Here is a 22,929-nt window from a genome sequence, read left to right on the forward strand (position 1 = left end):
CGACGCCCTTAGGCTCGGCGGGTGACCAGTCGATCCAGCACCGCCGCCGGCCCCCGACCGGGCACCCCGCTCCGGGGGCGCTCACGGGGGCGGTTCGGCCGCTGCGGCCCTTGGCCGTCGGCGGTGCTGCTCATGGGCGGGGCGTTCGTCCCGGCCCAGGGCGGTCCGGTCCTCGGGGCGGGGCCGGGGATGTCCACCCCGTGGGGGCTTGTGCTGGCCGGAGCGGTCGGGGCGGGTTCGGCGCTCTCGGTCCTGGCGCTGCCCAGGCTTCGCTCGGCGCCGGTGACGCCGCTGGTGGTCGTGGGGTGCGCGGGCTGGGTAGTGGCGTCGGTCTGGACGACGCTGTGCGCGGCCTCGTACCTCGTGGCCGCCACGGTGCGGGAGCCCGCGCGCAGGATCGCGTACGTGGCGGGGGCGGTCGTCCTCGTCCTGCTGCCGACGGCGGCCGGGCTCGCGTTCGCGAGGGCGGAGGTCAGCTGGGAGGATCTGCTGCCCGCGCTGGGTGGGGCCGCCCTGTTCGTGGGGCTGCCCTTCGCACTCGGGCTGTGGAACCTGGCCCGCCGGGACGTGGTCGAGGGGCTGCGGGAACGCGCCGCGCAGCTGGAGCGCGAGCAGGCGGCCCGCGCCGCGCGGGCCCGGGTGCGCGAACGCACGCGGATCGCCCGGGACATGCACGACGTGGTCGCCCACCGGGTCTCGCTGATGGTGCTGCACGCCGGGGCGCTGGAGGTCAACGCGAAGGACCGGGCGACGGCGGACGGCGCGGAACTCATCCGGACCACGGGCCGTGAGGCACTGGCCCAGCTCCGGGACGTGCTCGGGGTGCTGCGGAGCTCGGACGGCGAGGAGCCCGCGGTCGGGCCGCCGCCGACGCTGGTGGACCTCGCACGACTCCTCGACGAGTCGAGGGCCGCCGGGATCATGGTCACCCGGCGCGACGAGGGCACCCCGCGGCAGTTGCCCCCGCTGGTCGGGCACGCGGCCTACCGGGTGGTGCGCGAAGCGCTCACCAATGTGCACAAGCACGCCCCAGGGGCCCGTACCGAGGTGCTGGTCCGCTATCACGGGACCGGGCTGGAGATCGCGGTCCGCAACGGCGCCGACAGCGCTGCCGAGCCACTGCCGGGCAGTGGCATGGGACTCGTCGCGCTGCGCGAGCGTGTCGAGCTGCTGGACGGCGAGTTCACCGCGGGCGCCCGCGCGGACGGCGGATTCGTCGTCCGCGCGCGGATGCCGCTCCCTCCGCCCCGGTCGGAGACACACGGATGATCCGGGTCCTGATAGTCGACGACGAGGCGCTGGTACGCGCCGGGCTGCGCATGATCCTCGGACCGGCCGAGGGGATCGAGGTGGTCGGGGAGGCCGCCGACGGGAGCGGGGCGGTGGCCGCGGTGGCCGGGCACCGCCCGGACGTGGTGCTGATGGACGTACGGATGCCCGGGACGGACGGGCTGACCGCGCTCAAGGAGGTGCGTCGCGCGGCACATCCGCCGCATGTCGTCATGCTGACGACCTTCGACCTCGACGACCATGTGCACACGGCGCTGCGCCACGGCGCCGCCGGGTTCCTCCTCAAGGACACCTCACCGCGTGATCTGGCCGCCGCGATCCGCACCGTCGCCGAGGGCAGCGCGATGCTCGCACCCAGGGTCACCAAACGGCTGATCGACGTGTTCGCCGGGCTGGAGTCCGCCGACGCGGTCCGCGCCCGGGAACGGCTGTCGGTGCTGACAGGCCGTGAGGAGGAGGTGGTACGGGCCCTCGCCCGGGGTCTGCCCAACGCCGGGATCGGGCGGGAACTCGCCATGGGGGAGAGCACGGTGAAGGCCCATGTGAGCAGCGCCCTGGCCAAGTTGGGCCTGTCGAACCGGGTACAGGTCGCGTTGCTCGCCCGGGACGCGGGGTGGGGCTGAGCGGACGGCTGCACGGCTGCCACCTGCGGGTGAGGGTTCCGGGAGTACCCAGTTCCCGCGGTGGGCCCGGAACCGCGCAGGGTTTCTCCCAGCTGGGTCCGGGTGCGGTGGCCGGGGTGTGGGCGGCTGCCGTCGGACGGTCCGGACGGGACGGGCGGGCCTGGCGCGGTCGGGATGCGGCCTTGCGGGTGAGGCGTCGCCTACCGGGGTTGCCGGTTCGGCAACAACTGTCGCGTGGGGGGCGGGGTTCCGCCGATGATCGGGAGAGCGGGCGTCCGGCACGGGCGTCCGGAGGAGCGAGGGTCCTGGAGGATTCATGTCGCGGCAGGCCATGGACGTCACCCACCGGCTGGTCCCGTCGGGGGCGGGGCGGACGCATCTGGTGGAGCAGGGCAGCGGGCCGATGGTGCTGCTGGTGCACGGGTTCCCGGAGTCCTGGTACTCCTGGCGGCATCAGCTGCCGGCGCTGGCGGCGGCAGGTTACCGTGCCGTCGCCATGGACGTCCGGGGCTACGGGCGGTCCTCCCGGCCGGCCGCCACCGACGCGTACCGGATGCGGGAGCTGGTCGCGGACAGCGCGGCGGTGGTGCGCGCGCTGGGCGAGGAGTCCGCGGTGATCGTCGGGCACGACTGGGGGTCGGCCGTCGCGGCGAACTCCGCCCTGCTCAGGCCGGACGTGTTCCGCGCGGTGGGGCTGCTCGGCGTCCCCTACACACCGCGTGGCGGTCCGCGGCCCAGTGAGGTCTTCGCCGGGATGGGCGGGGCGGACGAGTTCTACGTCTCCTACTTCCAGGAGCCCGGCCGCGCCGAGGCCGAGATCGAGCCCGATGTGCGCGGCTGGCTCGCCGGTCTCTACGCGGCGCTGTCCGGCGGCACGATGCCGGGGCCCGGCGCCCCCGACCCGCACTTCGTGCGGCGTGGCGGGACGATGCGCGAGCGGTTCCCCGCCGGGCCGCTGCCCGGCTGGCTCAGCGACGCCGAACTCGACTTCTACGCGGCGGAGTTCGAGCGGACCGGGATGCGCGGGGCCCTCACGCGGTACCGGAACATGGACCGGGACTGGGAGGATCTCGCGGACCTCGACGGCGCCCCGGTCACCCAGCCGTCCCTCTTCATCGGCGGTGGCCTCGACGCCTCCCTGGTGTGGTCGGCCGAGGCGGTCGCGGCGTTCCCCACGACGCTGCCCGGCCTGCTCTCGTCCACCGTCCTCGACGGCTGCGGCCACTGGGTCCAGCAGGAGCGGCCCGCCGAGGTCAACCGGCTGCTCACCGACTGGCTGGCCGCGCTGCCCGGGTGAGCGGGGCCCGGGGGCAGGGTGAGCCACGGGCCGGGGCACGGGAGGGTTCCGGCCAGGGAGTGCCGCCACCGGGACGAAAACCGCTTGCCGCCGCGGCCGGGACCGGCGATAGGTTCACGATCATGGATGAGACCACCCTGCTCGAAAGGTCCGGCGGTCCGGTCACCCGGCGGCGGATCGCCCAGGACCTGACCGCGCTCGGACTCGGTGCCGGGGACACCGTGATGTTCCATACCAGGATGTCGGCGATCGGCTACGTGGCCGGTGGACCGCCCACCGTGATCAGCGCCCTGCTGGACGTGGTGGGCGCCCGGGGCACCCTGATGGTGACCTGCGGCTGGAACGACGCGCCGCCCTACGACTTCGTGACCTGGCCGCAGGAGTGGCAGGACGCCCTGCGCGCCGGACAGCCCGCCTACGACCCCGTGCTGAGCGAGGCCGACCACAACAACGGCCGGCTGCCGGAGGCGTTGCGCCGCTGGCCGGGGGCCGTCCGCAGCAGGCATCCCGACGCGAGCTTCGCCGCGCTGGGCGCGCGGGCGTCGGAGCTGACGGCCGACCACCCGTGGGACGGCCCGCACGGCCCGGGCAGTCCGCTGGCCCGGCTCGCCGCGCACGGCGGACGGGTGCTCCTGCTGGGCGCGCCCCTGGACACCATGACACTGCTGCACCACTCCGAGGCGCTGGCGAAGGCCCCGGGCAAGCGGTTCGTGGAGTACGAACAGCCGGTCCTGGCCGGCGGCGAGCGTGTGTGGCGCCGCTTCCATGACATCGACTCGGAGGAGGGCGCGTTCGACTACTCCCCCGCGGTTCCCGAGGACGCGGAGCCGTTCGAGGTCATCGCGCGGGACATGCTGGCCGCGGGGATCGGCCGCGAGGGGCGGGTGGGCGCGGCGCGGAGCGTCTTGTTCGAGGCCGCCGAGGTGGTGGACTTCGGGGTCTCGTGGATCGAGGAGAAGCTGAACGGGTAGCCGGGCGCGGGGCGTTCCGCCGGAGGCCACCGCTCCGGGGCCCGGCGTAGGTACCCGGCCCCGGCCCCCGGCTCCGGCCCCAGCCCCGGCTCCGGCTCCGTCCTCGGGTCAGGGCAGGAGCTGGCGGGTGAGGAGGTCTGCTGCCCAGCGCTCCCAGCGGTCGGGGGACCAGCCCTGGGTGGTGACCAGCAGCCCGTAGGTCTCCGGGCCGAGGACCGTGAACATGATGTCGGCGGCGGACCGGGCGTCATGGCCGTCGCGCAGCGGGCCGCCGGGCTCGTCGGGCGCACCGGCCTCGCTGGGCTTGCCGGTCTCGGCCGTCTTGGCCGTCTCTGCGGTCAGGGCCGTCTCGGCCGCCTTGGCGGTCAGGGCGTGCGCGAAGTGGAGCTGTACGGTGTGCCGTTGCTCCAGATTGGTCCGCCACAGCGCGGCGAGTTCCGGCTCGGCCGTGGCCGCCGTGCGGACCACCTCCAGGACGGGCGCGGCCCGTTCCAGCACCCGGCGGGCCCCGGCGGCCTGCCGGGCGAGCTGAGCGGCCGGGTCGGGGTCGGCGACGACCTCGCGGGCCCAGGGGCGGTCGAGGGTGGCGGCCGGGTCGGCGTCCCCGGCGATCGCGGTGTCGAGCACCTCCCCCAGCAGAGCGCGTTTGGTGCCGAAGGTGAAGTACACGGTCTGCACGCCCACTTCGGCGGCGCGGGCGATGTCCTCGACGGTGGCGCCCGTCCAGCCGCGCTCGACGAAGAGCCGGGCGGCGGCGTCGAGCATGCGCCGCCGGGTGCGGCGGGTCTTCTCCGCGCGGGTGAGCGGTGCGGTCATCGGTGTCTCCCTCGGGCCTGCGGTCACGTCGGCGTGCGCCCGGGGCCGGGCGGGTGGCGCGGGACGGGGCGGGGCCCGGTCGCGGTGCGGTGACCTGGGGTGGATGGCCCCAGGGCCAAGGGTGGGTTGCCCTAAGACCAGGAGTGGGTGGCCCTGGGGGCCGGGATGGATGCCCGGACCCCGCCTTTCACTGTAGTGACACTACAGTGTGTTTCACTGGAGTATGACTACAGCGAATCCCGGTGGTCCGGCCGGGCGGATTCTGGTTCCCGGCGGCTACGGAGCGGTCGGGGCGACGGTGACCGGCACGCTCCGCGACTGGTTCCCCGGCCGGGTGGTGCCCGGCGGACGGGATGCGGCAAAGGCGGAGCGGCACGGCGGGGTCCGGGTCGACGTGGGCGACCCGGCGGGGTTCGGCGCCGTCCTGGACGAACTCGGCGATGTGACGCTGGTGGTGCTGTGCGTCGAGCCCCCGGACCAGGGCATCGCGCGGGTGTGTCTGGAACGCGGTGCGGGGCTGGTCGACATCGGTGCCACCCGGCGGCTCCTCGACGGTGTCACCGCGCTGCGGGACATCGCGGTCGGCTCGGGCGCGGCGGCCGTCCTCAGTGTGGGGGTCGCGCCGGGGCTGACGAACCTCCTCGCGCGCCGCGCCCACGAGGAGGTCGGCGGGGCGGACCGGATCGACCTCACGGTGCTGCTCGGGTCGGGCGAACGGCACGGCGCCGACGCCGTGCGCTGGACCGTGGACGGGCTCGCCGCGCCGACCGCCGCCCGCCCCCTGCGGATCTCGCTGCCCGGCCACGGGACCAGGACCAGGACCGCGTACCCGTTTCCGTTCTCCGACCAGCACACGCTGGCGCGGACCCTCGGGGTGGCGGAGGTGACCACCCGGCTGTCCCTCGATTCCCGGGCGCTCACCGCGCTGCTGTTCGTCCTGCGCCGCACCGGGGCGCTGCGCGCCGTCCGCCGGGCGGGACCGCGACGGCTGCTCACGGAGGCGTTCCGCCGGGTGCGCCTGGGGGGTGACCGGTTCGTGGTGCGCGCCGACGCCCACCGGGGCGGCAGACATGCCGCGTGGGCCGCCACCGGCCGGGAACAGAGCCGGTTCACCGCGCTGATGGCCGCCCACGCGGCCCGGGAGGTGCTCAGCGGCGCCGTTCCCCCGGGCGTCCACCACATCGAGGAACTGCCGGTGTTCGCGAAGCTGCCCGAAGCGCTGACCGGTGCCGGGCTCACCGTCCGGCGGCTGCTGCCCGGGGACATCCGTTGACCGCCGACCCGCGCGGCACGGCCGCGCACCACCGGGACGGCACCGGCCCTCGGACCGGGACCGGGCAAGGTACCGGACCCACGCATCCGCACTGGCGGGACGGCGGCCCGCGCGCGTACACCGACGCGGGCGACGCCTGGGCACACGCGGCGGACGACGTCATGGCGGTGGCCCTCGCGGAGTCGGTCGTACCGGGGGCCGTGGGAACGGGGGCGGCCGGCAGGAGGACCGCTGGTACGGGTACCGCCGGTGCGAGGGCGGCGCGAACAGGGGCCGCCGGGACGGGGACAGCGGACGCCTGGGCAACGGGTACGGGTACGGGTACCGGGACAGATGACGCCTGGGCGCACCGAGCGGGAGCCGGGGTGACGGGGTCGCGGGTCCTCGACGTGGGCACCGGCTCCGGGCCCGCCGCGCTGGCCGCCGCCCGCGCGGGCGCCACCGCTGTCGGGCTGGACCGCGAACCGGGGCTGCTGCGGCTCGCCGGGGACCGGGCCCGGGACACCGGGCTCGGCGGCCGGACCCGCTTCGTGGCGGGGGACGCGACGGCGTTGCCGTTCGCGACGGACAGCTTCGACGTGGTGGTGTCCACCTTCGGGGTGATGTTCGCACCGGACCCGGCCCGCTGCGCCGCCGAACTGGTCCGGGTCTGCCGTCCCGGCGGGCTGGTGGCGGTCGCGTCCTGGACCCCTGACGGTGTGATGGGCCGTATCGCGCCCACCGTCACCCGCCGGCTCCCGGCGCCCCCGTCCGGTCCGGTCCCCACCCGCTGGGGTGACCCCGAGCACGTCCGCCCCTGGTTCGCCCCGCTGCCGGTGACCGTTCGTACCCGGGTGTGCGGTGTCCGGGTCGCCTACCCCTCCGTCGCGGCGGCCGTCCGTGTCTTCGAGAACAAGCCCGGCCCGCTGCGCGCGCACCGGGCCGCCCTGGAGGCGGCGGGCCGGTGGACGGCGGCACGGGCCGCGCTGTCGTCCCTGTTCGCCGAGCACAACACGGCCACCGACGGCCGCCTGGTGTGGGACGTCCCCTACCTGTTGGTTCTCGCGCGGGTGGGCGGTACGGCTCCCCGTGCGTGAACCGTCATGGGGGTCCTGGCCGTCCGGGTCGTCCCGGTCCTGAAGCAGACGGCCAGGACGACCCGGGTCAGGTCCCCTCACGACCCGTCCGGACCCCGGGCAGAGTGGGTCACCGGACGCCGACCGAGCGCCGACCGGACGCCCTACGGCACCGCCCGTCCGACAGGCTCCGACGACGTGCCGGTCCCCGGCGCACCGGCCGGGTCGGACGCCCGCGCCGGGTCCGGAGCATCCGGCACACCCGCGAGGTCGGGGACGCCCGCCGACTCCGGGGCATCCGCCGCGCCCGGGTCGCCGGAACGGGTACGGGAGCCGCCCGCCCCCGGCCGGAGGAACAGCATCAGCGCCGTCACCACGGCCACCGCCGACACCCCGAACAGCAGGGTCCGGTCCGACACCGCGCCACCGATCCGGGAGACCTGGCCCTCCAGCGCGACCTCGGTCCCCGTCCCCAGCAGCGACGGCAGGGCCGACGTCCCGTCGAACAGCAGGAAGAGGGCGCCCAGCGCGATGAAGAACACCCCGCCGGCCAGGGACGTCGAGTGCACGGTGAACGGACCGGCCACCAGGGGCCGGCCGCGCAGCCAGCGCTTGCGGCCGAGGTCGAAGCGGTCCCACAGCAGCGCCAGCACGAACAGCGGCAGCGCCATGCCCAGCGCGTACACGGCCAGCAGCAGACCGCCGTGCAGCGGGCTGCCGCCGATCGCCGCGACGGTCAGGATGCCGCCGAGGATCGGGCCCGCGCAGAACCCGGCCAGCCCGTACACCGCGCCCAGGACCACCACCGACAGCGCCGAGCCCGAACGCTGCTCCCCCGCCACCCGCTGGAGCCTGCGGGCGCCGAAGCCGAGCCCGAGGATCTGCGCGGCGCCGAGGGCGATGACCGTCCAGCCGCCGACGGCGACGAGCGTGTCACGGTGTCCGTAGAACAGTCTGCTCGCGAAGGACCCGGCGACGCCCAGCGGGACGAGCGTCGCGCAGAGCCCCGCGTAGAACAGCGCGGTGCGGACGACGAGCCGGGTGCGGGTGGTGAAGGAGTACGCGAAGAAGGCGGGGAGCAGCAGCGCGCTGCACGGGCTCAGCAGGGCGAGGAGACCACCGAGGAAGGCGGCCGTGTGCGTGATCCCGTTCATCGCCCGGTCGACTCCCGCTCCGTGGTGGCGCCGGAGGGCGTCGGCCCCGCGGCGGCGCGTGCCGCGTCGAGCGCCTTCTCGACGGCCTGCTCGAAGGACTCGGCGGGCTGGGCGCCCAGTACCGGGATGTCGTTGACCAGGAACGCGGGTGTGCTGGAGACACCGAGGGCGTATCCCTCCTCCTTGTCGCGCTCCACGGCCCGCTTCGCCCCCGGCGAGTCGAGATCCCTGGCGAAGCGGGCCGCGTCGGGGACGCCCGCCTCCTTCGCCATGGCGATCACCTTGTCCCGGCCGTAGGCGCCCTGGTTGCGGGGGCGTTCCTCGCCGAAGGCCGTGTCGTGGAACTCCCAGAACTTCCCTTGCTGTCCGGCCGCCCAGGTGGCCCGGGCCGCGCGCTCGGACTCCTCGCCGAAGAGCGGGAAGTTGCGCCATTCGATGCGCAGCAGCCCCTTGTCCACGTACCGGCTGATGAGTCCGGGTTCGGTGCCGCGCGCGAACTCGCGGCAGAAGGGGCACTGGAAGTCCGAGTACTCGATCATGACGACCGGCGCGTCGACCCGGCCGATCGCCAGCCGGTCGTCCGCGTCACGCCGTGCGAGACCGAGGAGTTCGGTGTTCCGCGGGTCCGGTTCCACCGGTTCGACGGACCCGGCGGCGGCCGGGGCGGAGGGCGCGGACCGGGCGCCGCTACGGTCCCGGTCGGACTCCTCACCGCCGAGGCTGAGCGCGAAGGCGGCGGTGCCGAGACCCAGCGCCAGGACGAGGAAGGCCGCGGCCTTGCGCCGCCGGGTCGCGTCCGGGGGTACGGGGAGAGAGGAGCGCGGGGCGGTGCCGGAGGCCGTGTCGGGGGTGGTCTGAGCGGGGGTGGCCTGACCGGGGGTTACCGGGTCGAGGCTTGTCGGCTCGGGGGTGGCCTTGCCGGAGGCCGCCTTGTCGGTGGGCGCGGGGCCGGCCGGGGTGAGCGGGGCGGGCGGAGCCGGGGGGCCGTCGGGGGTGTCGGCCGGGGTGTCGGCCGGTGTGGCCGGGGCGGCGGGGGTGGCCTTGTCCGTGGAATCAGTCTTGTCCTGGGCGGCCGGGGCTGTGGGATCGGTCGGCGTGTCCGACGGTTCGGGGGACGGGCCGGTCGGGTCAGGGGTCTGGGACGGCATGGGTACCTCTTGGATCGGTGCGTACGGCGTGAGGGGCGCACAGGGTGCGCGAAGGGAACGCGGGCGAGCGGCGCGCCGGACCGTGCGCCGTCGCTCGGGGCGTCCGGGAACGGCGTGCGCCGGGTTCCGCACCGCGCGTGCGGGCGTCAGGACCCTGGGGTACGGCGTGCGGCGACGGGAGCTGACACGGGGTCGGCGGCGGGCGCGCACCGGGGGCGGTACTCGGCGGACGGCCGCCGGGCCCGGTCGGTCGCGGCCTACACCCTCAGCACGGAGAGCACCGACAGCGGTATCGGTGGCGCGAGTCCGGAGAAACGGTCGCCGCCGCCCGTACCGAGGTGCGGTACCCGTACCAGGTCGGCCGGAAGGGCCAGGGAGGACGGGAGCGCCGGGGGCGGCAGCGGGACACGGGTCGACGAGGGCGGTTCGGGTACGGACTGCTTGCCGCAGGGGCGGGTGAGGTCGGAGACCGTGCCGGACGCCGTGGCGGGAGCGCCGACGGCGACGGGGCCGGACGGAAGGGCGGTACGGGCCGGGGCCGGTCCGGGGACGAGGCCCGCGGCGCGGGTCGGGGACGCGGTGTCATGGGCCGGGACCGGCATGGTGACCGTGCCGTCGGCGCGGGCGAGGGAGCACAGCCACGTGGTCAGCAGGAGGAGCAGCGCGAGCACGGCGCCGACCGTGGCCCGCGGAGTCCTCACCCGCTCCATACCGATTCCTCCGCCGCCGTTCGTCCGCGCTTGTCCGCGCCTGTACGTGTACCTGTCCGTGCCGTACGTGTACCTGTTCGTGCCTGTTCATACCGGTCAGGGGGCCTGTCCGTGGGTCGCGCCCGTCCGACGGCCCGTGGCGCGCGTCCTGCCCGCTGTGTTCGCCGCTCGCCCTGCCCGGCGTGTTCACCGGGTCCGACCGGTTCGCGGGCAGCCGTCACGTCGGTTCCTTCGCCCGGTCGCCGTCCGGGTGGACAGCGGGCCGGCCGGGAGGCCACGCCCACGATAGATCATGCTGGTCGGCCCCGTCCGAGGCCGGTACGGGTCGCCGCGAGGTCCCGTACGCGGGGCGGTGCGGGTGGCGCGGCCGGTACCGCCGGGTGAAGTGGCGCACAACGGCGGACGGACCGCCGTCCGGAGGAATCCGGAGGGCGGTCCGTCGGACCGGTGCGGCGGGCAGCCGTCACGTCAGCTCCTTCGTCCGGTCGCCGCCCAGGGTCCGTACGGCGGGCAGCACCCGGTCGTAGGCGCGCTCCTCGCGGCTGTCGGCGAACTGGGTGCGGTAGAGCTGCGCGTAGCGGCCGTCGAGGGCGAGCAGGGTCTCGTGGGTGCCGCGTTCGACGATCCGGCCGTCCTCCACCACGAGGATCTGGTCGGCGCCGCGGACCGTGGACAGCCGGTGGGCGATGACCACGGCGGTGCGGTCGGCGAGGGCCTCGTCGAGGGCCGCCTGGACGGCCGCCTCGGAGGTGTTGTCGAGGTGGGCGGTCGCCTCGTCGAGGATCACCACGCGCTGGCGGGCCAGCAGCAGCCGGGCGATGGTCATCCGCTGGCGTTCGCCGCCGGACAGCCGGTAGCCGCGCTCGCCGACGACGGTGTCGAGCTCCTCGGGCAGCGACCGGACCAGCTCGTCGAGACGGGCCCGGCGCAGGGCGTCCCACAGCTCGTCCTCGGTGGCGCCGGGCCGGGCGAGCAGGAGGTTGGCGCGGACCGACTCGTGGAAGAGATGGCCGTCCTGGGTGACCATGCCGACGGTGGCGCGCAGCGACTCGGTGGAGAGGTCCCGTACGTCGGTGCCGCCGACGCGGACCGTTCCGGAGTCGGCGTCGTAGAGGCGGGGCAGCAGGGACGCGACGGTCGACTTGCCGGCGCCGGACGAGCCGACGAGGGCGACGGTCTGGCCGGGTTCGGCGCGGAAGGACATCCCGCGCAGCACCTCTCCGCTGTCGCGGCTGTCCAGGGTGGCGACCTCCTCCAGGGAGGCGAGGGACACCTTGTCGGCGGCGGGGTAGCCGAAGCGCACATCGGTGAACTCGACGGCGACCGGCCCCTCGGGGACCTCATCGGCGTCGGGGCGTTCCTCGATCAGCGGCTTCAGGTCGAGGACCTCGAAGACCCGCTCGAAGCTGACGAGTGCGCTCATCACCTCGACCCGGGCGCCGGCCAGGGCGGTGAGCGGGGCGTACAGCCGGGTGAGCAGCAGGGCGAGGGCGACGACGGCGCCGGGCTCCAGGGTGCCGTTCAGCGCGAACCAGCCGCCGAGTCCGTAGACCAGGGCGAGTGCGAGGGCGGAGACCAGGGTCAGCGCGGTCATGAAGGTGTACTGGGACATCGCGGTCCGCACCCCGATGTCGCGGACCCGCTGGGCGCGGGCGGAGAACTCGGCCGACTCCTGCTCGGGCCGTCCGAAGAGCTTGACGAGGGTGGCGCCGGGGGCCGAGAAGCGCTCGGTCATCCGGGTGGCCATGGCGGCGTTGAGCTGGGTCGCCTCGCGCTGGAGTCCGGCCATCCGGGCGCCCATGCGGCGGGCGGGGAGGACGAACACGGGGAGCAGCAGCAGCGCGAGGAGGGTGATCTGCCACGACAGGGTGATCATCACGGCGAGGGTGAGCACCAGGGTGACGACATGGCCGACGACCCCGGCCAGCGTGCTGCTGAAGGCGCGCTGGGCGCCGATGACGTCGTTGTTGAGGCGGCTGACGAGGGCGCCGGTGCGGGTGCGGGTGAAGAAGGCGACGGGCATCCGCTGGACATGGTCGAAGACGGCCCGCCGCAGATCGAGGATCAGGTTCTCGCCGAGGGTCGAGGACAGCCGCCGCTCCATCAGTCCGAGTCCCGCCTCGGCGACGGCGATCAGGGCGATCAGCAGGGCGAGCCGGACCACGGTGCCCGGCGGCCCGTTCGACACGATCGCGTCGACGACGCGTCCGGCGAGCAGCGGGGTGGCCACGGCGAGGAACGCGGTGACGACGCTGAGCAGGAGGAAGCGGATGATCCGGGTGCGGTGGGGGCGGGCGAAGGTGGCGATACGGCCGAGGGTGGCGCGGTTGAAGGGGCGGCGGTCCTGCGCGTGGAGCAGTCCGTTGAGCTGGCTCCACGCTGTCGTCTCCATGTCCATGCCCTGACGGTAAAACCTCAAGCAATCCTGAGGTCAAGCCCTGGCCCGGAATTCGACGCCAAGTTCCCTCCGTAGGAGAGGGGTCGGCGGTCAGGGAGCGTCCGTTCCCTCGTCCGTGGCGGGGGGTTCGGTCGGGGTCGGGGTCCCGCCGGTCGTGCCGAGCACCGTGATCCGGACCGGTCCGCCGTCCGGATCGACGTCCCGTACCCAGGCGGCGGACATCCGGACGGTGCGGTTGGGCACCGCGGTCCCCCGCAGCCGCTCGTGGTGCAGTACACGGCCGTCCTGGGCCACTTGGAGCACCGGCCGGTCGAGGAACCGCGCCGTGCGCAGCACGAACGGCTGCCGTGCCGTGGCGGTGGCGAGGAGGTTCGGGGCGATCCAGCGCAGCGGGGCGTCGACCCGGACGGGCACCGGGGCGGCCCGGTGCGTGCCGGGGACGGCAGCGAGATGGGCGAGGACCGGTACGGCGGCGAGCACGCCCTCCCGGGCCGCGGTTCCGGCGGGTTCGGCGGCGTGCAGCAGGCTGCCCACGGCGAAGACCCCGTCGCGGGTGGTCCGGAAGGACATGTCGACGGCGGGTCCAAGGGTGCCCGGGTCCAGTACGAGGCCGCCGTCGCGGGCGAGTTCGTGTTCGGGGACGAAGTCACCGGTGAAGACGACGGTGTCGCAGGCGAGGGTGGTGGTGCGGCCGTCGGAGTGCCGCAGCCGGACGCCCGCGAGCCGTCCGTGGCCGACGAGCGCGGTGACGGTGGTACGGGTCAGCAGCGGGACGCCGTACCGCAGCCGGGCGGCCGTGGCGTGCGCCGGGGACGCCTGGTGGCGCTCGTACTCCGTGACCATGGCGACGGGTGCGACGCCGGCGCGGCGCAGGGTGTCCACGGCGTGGTACGAGACCTGTTCGGCGCCCACGACGACGGCGCGCCGTCCCACGTCCTGCCGGTACAGGTACACGGACTGCTGCAACTCGCCGGTGGTGAACACCCCGGCGGGCCGTGTCCCGGGCACGAGCCGGGCGGCGCGCGGCCGTTCACGCGCGCCGGTGGCGAGGACGACGGCCCGCGCGCTCACCTCGGCGGGCCCGTCGGGTCCGGTGGTGGCGAGGGTCAGCGGGCCCGTCCAGCCGAGGGCGGTGACCCCGGTGCGCAGCCGGACTCCGGCCCGTTCGGCGGCGGCGGTCCAGCGCCCGACGTAGGCGGGTCCGTCGACGCTCTCGGCGCCGGTGCCGAAGCCCCGGTGGAAGCAGTGGCGCGGTACACCGCCCGGTTCGCGTTCGCGTTCCAGGATCTCGACCCGGCCCGCGCCGAGCGCGGCGAGGCGCGCGGCTGCGGCGAGCCCGGCGGGCCCGGCTCCGACGACGAGGACATCGACGTCACGGTGGGTGCCGCCGGTTCCGCCGGATCTGCCGCTGGGGCTGTCGTCGCTGGTACTGGTGCTGGATGTGTTCATGTGGGGGTTCCTCCCGCCCGCCGGAGCAGGTCGCGGACGGCGGCTCCGCAGTGGGAGCCCTGACATCGGCCGCCGCGGGCCCGGGTGCGGCGGCGCAGACCGTCCGGGGTGACGGGCGGGACGGTGGAGTCGAGCGCGTCCCGGATCTCGCCCAGGGACACCCGTTCGCAGTGGCAGACGAGCGTGCCGTAGGCGGGGTCGCGGGCGATCAGGTCGGCCCGGACGCAGGGGCGTTCGGCCGTGCGGCCGAGGTCCGGCACCCGGATCGGCGGCAGCGCGGCGGACGGGCCGGGATCGAGTCCCGCGCCGGTGAGCAGGTCCAGGGTGTGGGCGGCGAGGGCCAGGGAGGCGCTGAGCCCGGTGGAGCGGACACCGCCGAGGGTGACGTACCGCTGGGCGGGGTGGGCGCGGACCCGGTAGTCCTCGTGTCCGGTGGCGGCGCGCAGCCCCGCGTACGCGGCGGTGACCTCCGCGCCGAGGAGCGCGGGTACGATCCGGGCGCCCTGGGCCCGCAGCCCGGCCAGCCCTTCGGCGGTCGTCGCCGTGTCGTCCTTGGCGTCCGGTCCGTCGAGATCCTCGGCGGTGGGGCCGACGAGGACGTTGCCGTGCACGGTCGGGGTGACGAGGACACCCTTGCCGAGGGCGGTGGGCACCGGCAGCAGGATGTGGCGGACGAGATCGCGGGCCGGGGTGTCGAGGACGAGGAGCTGGCCCCGGCGCGGGCGGACCGTGAAGTCCCGGTGACCGAGCAGCAGATCGAATTCGTCGGCGCGCAGCCCGGCGGCGTTCACCAGCCAGCGGGTACGCAGGGTGCCCCGGTCCGTGGTCAGGACATGGTGCCCGGCGGCCCCGGTCACCCGGTCCACCCGGGCCACCCGGCAGTTCAGATGGAGGTCGGTTCCGGCGCGCACGGCCTGGGTGGCGTAGGCGAGGGTGGTGCTCCAGGGGCAGACGACGCTTTCGCCGGGGACGGCGAGGGCTCCCAGTACGCCGGGCCCCAGACGGGGTTCGCGGGCGCGTACTTCGGCGGCGTCGAGGAGGACGGTGTCGTCGTACCCGTTACGCCGGGCCTTCGCGGCGAGTGCCGGGAGGGCCGCGAGTTGCTCCGCGTCCCAGGCGACGAGGAGCGCGCCCACCCGTTCGAGGGGGATGCCGCAGTCGGCGGCGTACGCGGCGAGCAGCCGTGATCCGTCCCGTACGAGGCGGGACTCCAGCGAGCCCGGGACGGCGTCGAAACCGGTGTGCAGGATCGCGGTGTTGGCCTTGGAGGTGCCGTCCCCCACGTCGTCGCGGGCGTCGACCAGCGCGGTCCGCAGGGCCGGGTACCGGGCCAGCTCACGGGCGACGGCACTGCCGACGACCCCGGCGCCGACGACCGTGATGTCGTAGACGGCCGCCGGTAGGTCGCCGCCGCGGGTGACGGCGCCGTATGTGGCCGACGGTACGGCGGGCGCCGGTACGCCATGTGCTGGGACGGCGTGCCGGTCGGGGGGCGGGACGTGGGCGGACCGGGCGGGCCGGTTCCGCGAGTCCTGTACCGCCGGGACCTGGGCGGAGGTGTGCGCGTGCGGGGCGTTCACCGGTCGGTCCCCGCCGCCCGTTCCGCACCGCCGGTCGGACGTGCCCCGGCCGCGCGCTCCGTATCCGCTGCCGCGTGTGTATCCGCTTCGGCTTCCGTGTCCGCTTCCGTGTCCGCTGCCGTCCGCGCCGGACGGGGCGCCGGAAGCGGGGCGCCGCCTTCCCGTGCGGTGTGTTCCGTCCGGTCCGTACGTTCGAGTTCCGCGGTGACCGCCGCGTGGAAGACGGTGAGCCGTTCGGCCGCCTCGTCCGCGTCGATCCGGGGTTCGTAGACGGTGCGCGGGCGCCAGTGGGGCACGGCCTCGTCGACGGTCAGGCCCGGTTCCTGGCCCAGCCTCGCCACCGCGCCGATGCCGAGCGCGGTGGCATCGGGCAGCGCGGACACCTCGACGGGGAGCTGGAGCAGATCCGCCTGGGTCTGCATCAGCAGCGCCGAGCGGGTGAGGCCGCCGTCGACGCGCAGCACGGTCAACGGCCGTCCGAGGTCCCGGGCGGCGGCGTCGGCGAGGGCGGTGACCTGCGCGGCGAGGCCCTCGCACAGGGCGCGCACCAGATGTCCGGGCCGGGTGCCGAGGCCGAGACCGGTGAGGGAACCGCGCGCCTCGCCCCGCCACCAGGGCGCGGCGAGACCGGCGAGGGCGGGGACGAACGTCACCCCGCCGCTGTCCGGGACGGACCCGCCGACCCGATCGAGGTCCGCCGCGCCGGAGACGACCCCGAGGCCGGTGAGCCAGCGGACCGCCGACGCGGCCGTGTACACCTGCCCGTCGAGGCAGTAGCTCGTCTCCCCGGACAGCCGCCAGGCCACACAGCTCACCAGCCCGGAGTCCCCCCGGCGGGGCTGCGGGCCGGTCTGGGCGAGGAGGAACGCGCCGGTGCCGTAGGTGCATTTGGCGGTGCCCGGTTCGGTGACCCGCTGGGCGAGCAGCGCCGCCTGCTGGTCCACCAGGAGTCCGGTGAGCGGGAGTTCGGGGCCGAACGCGGTGGTCGTGCCGACCAGGGTGTCGCAGTCCACGATCTCCGGCAGGTCCTCGCCGTCGAGCCCGAAGATCCCGAGGGCGGTGCCGGACCACGCGACCCGGTCCAGATCGAGGAGCTGGGTGCGTCCGGCGGTGGCCGCGTCGGTGACATAGGCGCCGGTGAGCCGGTGCACCAGCCAGACGTCGCTGGTGGTGACGGTGCCCTCGCGGGTGAGGTGGCGGCGCAGCCAGGTCATCTTGGGGGCGGCGAAGTACGGGTCGAGCGGAAGTCCGGTGAGTTGGCGTAACGCTTCGGCGTGCGGGGCGAGTTCGGCGCAGACGGACGCGGCGCGCCGGTCCTGCCACACCAGCGCCGCGGTGAGGGGGCGTCCCGTCGCCCGGTCCCAGGCGAGTACGGTCTCCCCCTGGTTGGCGAGGCCGACGGCGGCCACCGGTTCCCCCGCGTCGGCGAGGGCCTGCCGCCCGGCGCGGACCACGGACCCGTACAGCTCGGCGGGGTCCACCTCGACCAGGCCGCCGGGGCCCTCGCGGGGGTGCACGGGGGCGCTGCCGCTGCCGATGACCCCGCGCCGCGGGCACAGGACGAGGGCCTTGGTGCCGGAGGTGCCCTGGTCGACGGCGAGCACGGGCCGGGCGGCGGAACGGGTACCGGCCGTCATGTGTCCTCCTCCGGTGCGCCGTGCGGCGTGTCCGCCGGTGTCCGGCGCCGGGCACTCCGGCGGCGGGTGATCACCGCGCCAGCGTCCAGCACATACCGGCGCCGGTCAAGCCCGCCTCATCGCAGCTCAACGCACCTACGCTGGAGGCGACTTGTCCGAATCACCGGCTCCCCCACGGCCGCCGCACCGCACCGCCCGTCACCGAAGGCGCGGACGCCGCCCGGACGGCGTCCGCCCCCGTACCCCACGGAGGTCCCGCGTGTCCCATGACCGTCGCCCGGTCCCCGCACCCCGGGCGGACCGGAAGGAAGCGCCGCCGCTCGACGAGGAACAACGGCTGCGGGAGCTGGGCTACCGGCCCGAACTCGCCCGCCGGATGGGCGGCTTCGGCAACTTCGCGATCAGCTTCTCCGTGATCTCCGTGCTGTCCGGCTGTATGACCCTGTACGGCTTCGGGATGGGTACGGGCGGACCCGCCGTGATGATCTGGGGGTGGGTGGGCGTCGGGTTCTTCGTACTGTGCGTGGGGATGGCGCTCGCGGAGGTCACCAGCGCGTATCCCACCTCGGGCGCGCTGTACTTCATGGCCGACAAGCTCGGCGGCAGACGCTGGGGCTGGTACACGGGCTGGCTGAACCTGCTGGGGCTGCTCGGGGCGATCGCGGGCATCGACTACGGCGCCGCCCTGTTCACGGGCGCATTCCTGAACCTCCGCTTCGGCTTCGAGCCGACCCCCGGTTCGACCATGCTGATCTTCGTCGCGATCCTGCTGCTGCACGCCACCCTGAACCTGTTCGGCGTCCGGCTGGTGAGCGTCCTCAACACGATCAGCGTGTGGTGGCACCTCGCGGGCGTCGCCCTGATCGTCGGCGCGCTGTGGATCGTGCCGGACCAGCACCAGTCGCCGTCGTTCGTGTTCACCGAGTTCGTCAACGACACCGGCTGGGCCAATCCGTTCTATGTGGCGGCGGTCGGGCTGCTGCTCGCCCAGTACACGTTCTCCGGGTACGACGCCTCCGCGCATCTGTCGGAGGAGACCTCCCGCGCCTCGGTCGCGGCGGCGAAGGGGATCGTGCGGGCGATCTGGGTGTCGTGGATCGCCGGGTTCGCGCTGCTCACCGGACTCACCTTCGCCATCCAGGACTACAGCGGCACCCAGGACAGCGCGACGGGTGTGCCGCCCGCGCAGATCTTCCTCGACGCGCTCGGGACCGGCGGGGCGAGCGCGCTGCTCCTGGTGGTGATCGGGGCGCAGTTGTTCTGCGGCAACGCCGAGGTGGCCGCCGCCAGCCGGATGGTGTTCGCGTTCAGCAGGGACAACGCCCTGCCGGGTTCCGCGCTCTGGCGCCGGGTCAGTACCCGTACGCGCACCCCGGTCCCGGCGGTATGGCTGTCGGTGGGGGTCGCGGGTCTCCTCGCGCTGCCGTCGCTGTACTCGGCGACGGCGTACGGCGCGGTGACGGCGATCAACGTCATCGGGATCACCCCGGCGTACGCGATCCCGGTGTATCTGCGACTGCGCGCGGGCGACCGGTTCCGGCGCGGCCCGTGGCACCTGGGACGCTGGAGCCGTCCGGTCGGATGGGTCGCGGTGGGGTGGGTGGCGGTGGTGACGGTGCTGTTCCTGCTGCCGCAGTCGTCACCGGTCACCGTCGGGACGATGAACTACGCGTCGGTGGCGCTGCTGACGGTCCTGCTGCTGGCGACCGTCTGGTGGTACGTGGCACGCGACTCGTACGGGACACCGGAGCCGCCCCCGGCCGACGAGGTGCGGGCGGTACCGCCCGAGGACGCGGTACCCGGTACGGCGGACCGGTAACCGGCTTTCGACCGACAGCTGACCGGTCGGCTGCCACCGGCAGCCGACCGGGCCGCGCGGCGACCTGACCGGCGGGTTCTCAGCGGCGGCCGGATGTGCGAGAGTCCTGGTCGGTCGGGTGCGACGGGTACGAAGGGTGGGACGGCTCCACGGGACCTGCCGGGGGCCGGGGCCGCCCGGACTGCCGGGAGCGCACCGCACGAACCGGAACGCGCCGCACAGGCCGCACAGGCCGCACAGGCCGCACAGGCCGCCGAATGATGCCGAACGAAGGGGCGCAGCGCAGTGACAGAGCCGGTGAGCGGGACAGCGGGGCCCACCGGGCCGCGCGACCTCGTCGTGGGGCTGCTCGGCGCGGGCGCCATGGCGCGCGCGCATCTGCCCGCCTGGCTCGCGCTGGGCGCGCGGGTCACCGTACTGTCCGCGAGCGGCCGGGCGGCGGAGCTGGCGCGCCCGTACCGGGACCGGGGTGTCACCGTGGCCCGGGACCTCGGCGAACTGCTCGGCGGCTGCGACGTCGTCGACATCTGCACCCCGACACCGAGCCACCGGGAACTGGCGCTCGCCGCGATCGCGGCGGGCCGTCCGGTGGTGTGCGAGAAGCCACTGGCGCTGACCACCGAGGACGCCGCTCTGGTCGCGCGGACCGCCGAGGCGGCGGGGGTGCCGCTGTTCCCGGCGCATGTCGTGCGGTACTTCCCGGCGTACGCGGCGGCGGCCCGGGCGGTCGCCGCGGGACGGATCGGGACTCCGTCGGCGCTGCGGTTCACCCGGGCCGGGGCGTACCCGGTGTGGGCGCCGTGGTTCGCGGACCCGGCGCTGTCCGGGGGCATCCTGGTCGACCAGATGATCCATGACATGGACTTCGCCCGGCTGCTGGCGGGCGAGGTGGTCCGCGTCCACGCGCGGGTCCGCGTCGGCCGGTTCACCGACGGGGACGGCCCGGACCGCCCCGGGCACCCGACGGCGTCCGGCACGGCCCTGCTCACCCACGCCTCGGGAGCGGTCAGCCGTCTGCTGGGGGTATGGGGACGGCCCGGTCTGCCCTTCCGTACGACGTTCCGGGTGAGCGGTCCGGACGGGGTGCTGGAGCACGATTCGACGGCGGGTGCCGCAGGGGCAGCGAACACGGTGGGGCGTCCGGGCGGCGCGCGCGCCGGGCGTACGGGCTCCGCGCCCGGGGGCGTGACGGCGGCAGGCGCCGCAGGGGCACCGGCGGGCGATCGGGACGTGGAGGCACCGGCGGGCGGTTCCGATGTGGAGGCTCCCGGGGGCGCGTTGCCGGAGAGTCCGTATCTGACGCAGTTGCGGGAGTTCGCGGCGGCCGTCGCGGGTGGTCCGCCGCCCGGGGTGAGCGCGTGGGACGGAGTGGCCGCGGTGCGGATCGCGACGGCCGCGGCGGAGTCGGCGCGGACCGGGAAGCCGGTGGAACTGTCCGGACCGCTCGGGTAGACGGACCGTCGCGGGTACCCGGCCGATCCGCCGACCGGGTGCGAGGCCCGGGAAGGGTGTCCCAGGCTCCGGCGTGCGGTGGACGGCGGTCCCGTCGGCTACGCCGGTTCCGACGGCGCCACCAGGTCCGAGAGCTGCGCCAGGCCCGACCGGCCCCACAGCTACGCCGGGTCCGACAACTCCGACAGCCCCGAAAGCCACGCCACCAGGTCCCCGGTGACCCGTTCACCGGTGGCCGCGACATCGCCGTCGAGCGCTCCGAGGTCCGCGCGGTACACGGATGTCCGGTCCCGTCCGTGGTGCCGGGTGAGATAGCCGTGACCGGCGCCGTCGTCCCCGACGAGAGTCCAGTGCGGGGCGCGGTCCCGGACGCGGTGGGCCGTGTTGCGCGCGGTCAGGAGGTGCGGGCCGTACACGGTGGTGCCGTTGTCGAGGCGGACGCCCGGTACGCTCCGCCAGAGCCGGGCGAGGTCGGGTACGGGACCGTCGCGGAACCCCGACTCCCGTGCGGCGGAGACCGTGAGGAATCCCGCGAAGGTGTTCGCGAACGGCTCCTCCTCGCCCGTCCACGGATCACGCCGCACGATCTGGTACTCCGCGCCGCGCGGCCGGTCCAGCGCGAAGCCGTACCGGTCCCCGCCGCCGTCGGACTCCGCGCAGAACCACAACCGGTCCTGGTCCGCGCGCCGCCACCCGGCGGTGATGTCCTCCGCGGTGTCGTCGTGGTGCGGGGGCGGCGCGACATCCGCGAGGACGCCCACCCCGACCCGGCCCGCCCGGTACGTGCTCAGCCACCACCGGTACGAGGCGGGCAGCGGGCCCACGGTTGCCTCCGCCGCCGCGATCCACTCCCCCGGAACGCCGCCCGGGAGGCCGTCGATCAGCGGCGACGCGTCGATCAGCGCTCGCAGCAGCAGGGGGTCGGGTGTCATCGGGGAAGTGTGGCACGCCCCCGGCGAAGGCCTTCGGCCACGGGTGCGGAGGTCTCAGCCTCGGGTGACGAAGTCCAGGAGCAGCGACCGGTACCGTGCGGGCCGGTCCCTCGGGAGGGCGTGTCCCGCGCCCTCGACGGCCACGAACCGGGTGTCCGGCAGGGTCGTCACGTACTCACGGGCCACCTCCGGCGCCAGATAGTCGCAGTCGCCGCGCAGCACCAGGGCCGGTACGTGCGCGGTGCGGAGCGCGGACCGGGGGTCGGGGATCTCCTCGAAGTCGGTGGAGGTCAGCTGGTTGGCGTAGAAGCCGAGCGGGTTGTGGTGCGCGGGTGCGGGGGCGGCGCCGGGGCAGGAACCGCCGTCCTTGCCGGTCAGGGCCGTCTCCCGCATCCAGTGGTCGGCCTCGCGGTCACCGACGAGGGCGTGCGCGGCCCGGGGGTTGACGCGCAGCAGCAGGCTCGCCGCCAGGATGCGCGGTTCACCGGCCAGTTCCTCGCGGCGTTCGCGCTGCGCGGGGGTGAGCCGCTTCCAGGGGTCACCCGCCTCGCTGCCGGGCCGGGTGCGGCCCCACAGCGCGCCCGGGGAGGTGAACACGGCACGGGCCACCCGGTTCCCGTGCGCGGCGAGGTACTGGGCGGCCAGCGAGGCGCCCCAGGACTGGCCCACGAGGATCACCCGTTCCGCGCCGATCGCCCGGCGCACCGTTTCGAGGTCGGCGACGTGCCGGGCGACCGTGTAGTCGCGTACGTCGCGGAGCCGGGTGGAGCGTCCGGAGCCGGTCTGGTCGTAGGCGTACACGTCGAACCCGGCCGCCGCGAGGGCCCGTCCGGCGCGGGGAACGCCCTCACCGGGGGTGCCCGGCCCGCCGTGCAGGAAGATCACCGGCGTGGGGCGGGGGGTGCCCGCGGCGGGCTGGTGGACGTACGCGAGCCGGTCCCCGGCCGGGGTCCGCCAGTACTGGACGCCCTGCGGGACGGGTCCCGCGTCAGGCGCGGGCATGGGCCGGAACACCGTGACGGACCCGAGGACCGCCACGGACGTGGTGAGGCCGGCCGCGAACAGCGCGGTGGCGCGACGGCGCCGCGCGGTCACCCCGAACAGCGTGAACGCCGCCCGGCCGAGCAGCGATCCGACGGCGAGGGCGGTGAGGAGGGCCGCGCCCGCGAGCAGCGGTATCCACGCGCTGACCAGGGCGAGCGCGAGGAACGCGGCGACGGCGACGGCGGGGGCCAGCGCGAGCGCGGCGGCCAGCAGGAAGGCGCCGAAGAGCCTGCGGGGAAGGGTGGTTGCCATACGTTCGAGGCTAGGAACGGAACGGCGCG

Annotated in this window: 18 protein-coding genes; 8 read left to right on the forward strand and 10 right to left on the reverse strand. The window is 75.1% G+C overall.

Annotated features, from left to right (window positions below):
* Window positions 1–21 precede the first annotated feature (21 nt).
* The 4 genes from AB852_RS11985 to aac(3) all read left to right on the forward strand — a co-directional run bounded on the left by AB852_RS11985 (window position 22) and on the right by aac(3) (window position 4,181).
* A complete protein-coding gene (locus AB852_RS11985; protein ID WP_143201218.1) occupies window positions 22–1,269 on the forward strand; it encodes a sensor histidine kinase in 1,248 nt (415 codons plus the stop codon).
* Entirely contained in the window at window positions 1,266–1,913 is a 648-nt protein-coding gene (locus tag AB852_RS11990) for a response regulator (protein WP_073786846.1), read from the forward strand. The genes AB852_RS11985 and AB852_RS11990 overlap by 4 nt, the downstream gene beginning before the upstream one ends.
* Before the next feature lie 316 nt (window positions 1,914–2,229).
* Window positions 2,230–3,210, forward strand: a complete 981-nt coding sequence (locus AB852_RS11995; protein WP_073786848.1) for an alpha/beta fold hydrolase — start codon at window positions 2,230–2,232, stop codon at window positions 3,208–3,210.
* Between the two features lie 122 nt (window positions 3,211–3,332).
* Window positions 3,333–4,181: an aminoglycoside 3-N-acetyltransferase gene (aac(3), locus tag AB852_RS12000; RefSeq protein ID WP_073786850.1), complete on the forward strand. Its 849-nt coding sequence runs from the start codon at window positions 3,333–3,335 to the stop codon at window positions 4,179–4,181.
* A gap of 108 nt (window positions 4,182–4,289) precedes the next feature.
* On the opposite strand, the gene AB852_RS12005 is transcribed toward aac(3), so the two are convergent.
* Window positions 4,290–4,997, reverse strand: coding sequence for a TetR/AcrR family transcriptional regulator (locus tag AB852_RS12005; protein WP_073786852.1), 708 nt, complete (start codon window positions 4,995–4,997; stop codon window positions 4,290–4,292).
* Window positions 4,998–5,220: 223 nt separating this feature from the next.
* Between AB852_RS12005 and AB852_RS12010 the strand changes: the two genes are divergently transcribed.
* On the forward strand, window positions 5,221–6,270 hold the full coding sequence (locus tag AB852_RS12010) for a saccharopine dehydrogenase family protein (RefSeq protein ID WP_245876727.1): 1,050 nt from the start codon (window positions 5,221–5,223) through the stop codon (window positions 6,268–6,270).
* 365 nt (window positions 6,271–6,635) lie between these two features.
* A complete protein-coding gene (locus tag AB852_RS12015) occupies window positions 6,636–7,346 on the forward strand; it encodes a class I SAM-dependent methyltransferase (RefSeq protein ID WP_079184533.1) in 711 nt (236 codons plus the stop codon).
* Window positions 7,347–7,489: 143 nt separating this feature from the next.
* Here AB852_RS12015 and AB852_RS12020 read toward each other — a convergent pair whose 3' ends face one another.
* The 7 genes from AB852_RS12020 to AB852_RS12050 form a co-directional block, all read right to left on the reverse strand.
* Window positions 7,490–8,479, reverse strand: coding sequence for a cytochrome c biogenesis CcdA family protein (locus AB852_RS12020; RefSeq protein ID WP_079184534.1), 990 nt, complete (start codon window positions 8,477–8,479; stop codon window positions 7,490–7,492).
* A complete protein-coding gene (locus tag AB852_RS12025) occupies window positions 8,476–9,237 on the reverse strand; it encodes a DsbA family protein (RefSeq protein WP_073787777.1) in 762 nt (253 codons plus the stop codon). Before AB852_RS12025 ends, AB852_RS12020 begins: the two co-directional genes overlap by 4 nt.
* A 647-nt stretch (window positions 9,238–9,884) precedes the next feature.
* Window positions 9,885–10,337, reverse strand: a complete 453-nt coding sequence (locus tag AB852_RS12030; protein ID WP_073786856.1) for a hypothetical protein — start codon at window positions 10,335–10,337, stop codon at window positions 9,885–9,887.
* A gap of 463 nt (window positions 10,338–10,800) precedes the next feature.
* Window positions 10,801–12,729 (reverse strand): ABC transporter ATP-binding protein, encoded by a 1,929-nt coding sequence (locus tag AB852_RS12035; RefSeq protein ID WP_178391010.1) that lies wholly within the window; start codon window positions 12,727–12,729, stop codon window positions 10,801–10,803.
* A 96-nt stretch (window positions 12,730–12,825) separates the two neighbouring features.
* The gene (locus tag AB852_RS12040; protein ID WP_073786858.1) at window positions 12,826–14,184 is read right to left on the reverse strand and encodes an NAD(P)/FAD-dependent oxidoreductase; all 1,359 of its coding nucleotides are present in this window, start codon (window positions 14,182–14,184) and stop codon (window positions 12,826–12,828) included.
* Window positions 14,181–15,566, reverse strand: a complete 1,386-nt coding sequence (locus AB852_RS12045; protein ID WP_073787779.1) for an FAD-dependent oxidoreductase — start codon at window positions 15,564–15,566, stop codon at window positions 14,181–14,183. The genes AB852_RS12040 and AB852_RS12045 overlap by 4 nt, the downstream gene beginning before the upstream one ends.
* Window positions 15,567–15,760: 194 nt before the next feature.
* The gene (locus tag AB852_RS12050; RefSeq protein WP_245876728.1) at window positions 15,761–17,401 is read right to left on the reverse strand and encodes an FGGY family carbohydrate kinase; all 1,641 of its coding nucleotides are present in this window, start codon (window positions 17,399–17,401) and stop codon (window positions 15,761–15,763) included.
* A gap of 259 nt (window positions 17,402–17,660) precedes the next feature.
* Between AB852_RS12050 and AB852_RS12055 the strand changes: the two genes are divergently transcribed.
* The gene (locus tag AB852_RS12055) at window positions 17,661–19,220 is read left to right on the forward strand and encodes an amino acid permease (protein WP_425444161.1); all 1,560 of its coding nucleotides are present in this window, start codon (window positions 17,661–17,663) and stop codon (window positions 19,218–19,220) included.
* 285 nt (window positions 19,221–19,505) lie between these two features.
* Window positions 19,506–20,672 carry a Gfo/Idh/MocA family protein gene (locus AB852_RS12060; RefSeq protein ID WP_245876729.1) on the forward strand — a complete coding sequence of 389 codons (1,167 nt, stop codon included), beginning with the start codon at window positions 19,506–19,508 and terminating at the stop codon, window positions 20,670–20,672.
* Window positions 20,673–20,833: 161 nt separating this feature from the next.
* On the opposite strand, the gene AB852_RS12065 is transcribed toward AB852_RS12060, so the two are convergent.
* Both AB852_RS12065 and AB852_RS12070 read right to left on the reverse strand, forming a co-directional pair.
* The gene (locus tag AB852_RS12065) at window positions 20,834–21,604 is read right to left on the reverse strand and encodes an SMI1/KNR4 family protein (protein WP_073786871.1); all 771 of its coding nucleotides are present in this window, start codon (window positions 21,602–21,604) and stop codon (window positions 20,834–20,836) included.
* Between the two features lie 54 nt (window positions 21,605–21,658).
* Entirely contained in the window at window positions 21,659–22,900 is a 1,242-nt protein-coding gene (locus AB852_RS12070) for an alpha/beta fold hydrolase (protein ID WP_073786873.1), read from the reverse strand.
* Window positions 22,901–22,929: the final 29 nt, after the last annotated feature.

The organism is Streptomyces uncialis, assembly GCF_001905345.1.
Lineage (GTDB): Bacteria > Actinomycetota > Actinomycetes > Streptomycetales > Streptomycetaceae > Streptomyces > Streptomyces uncialis.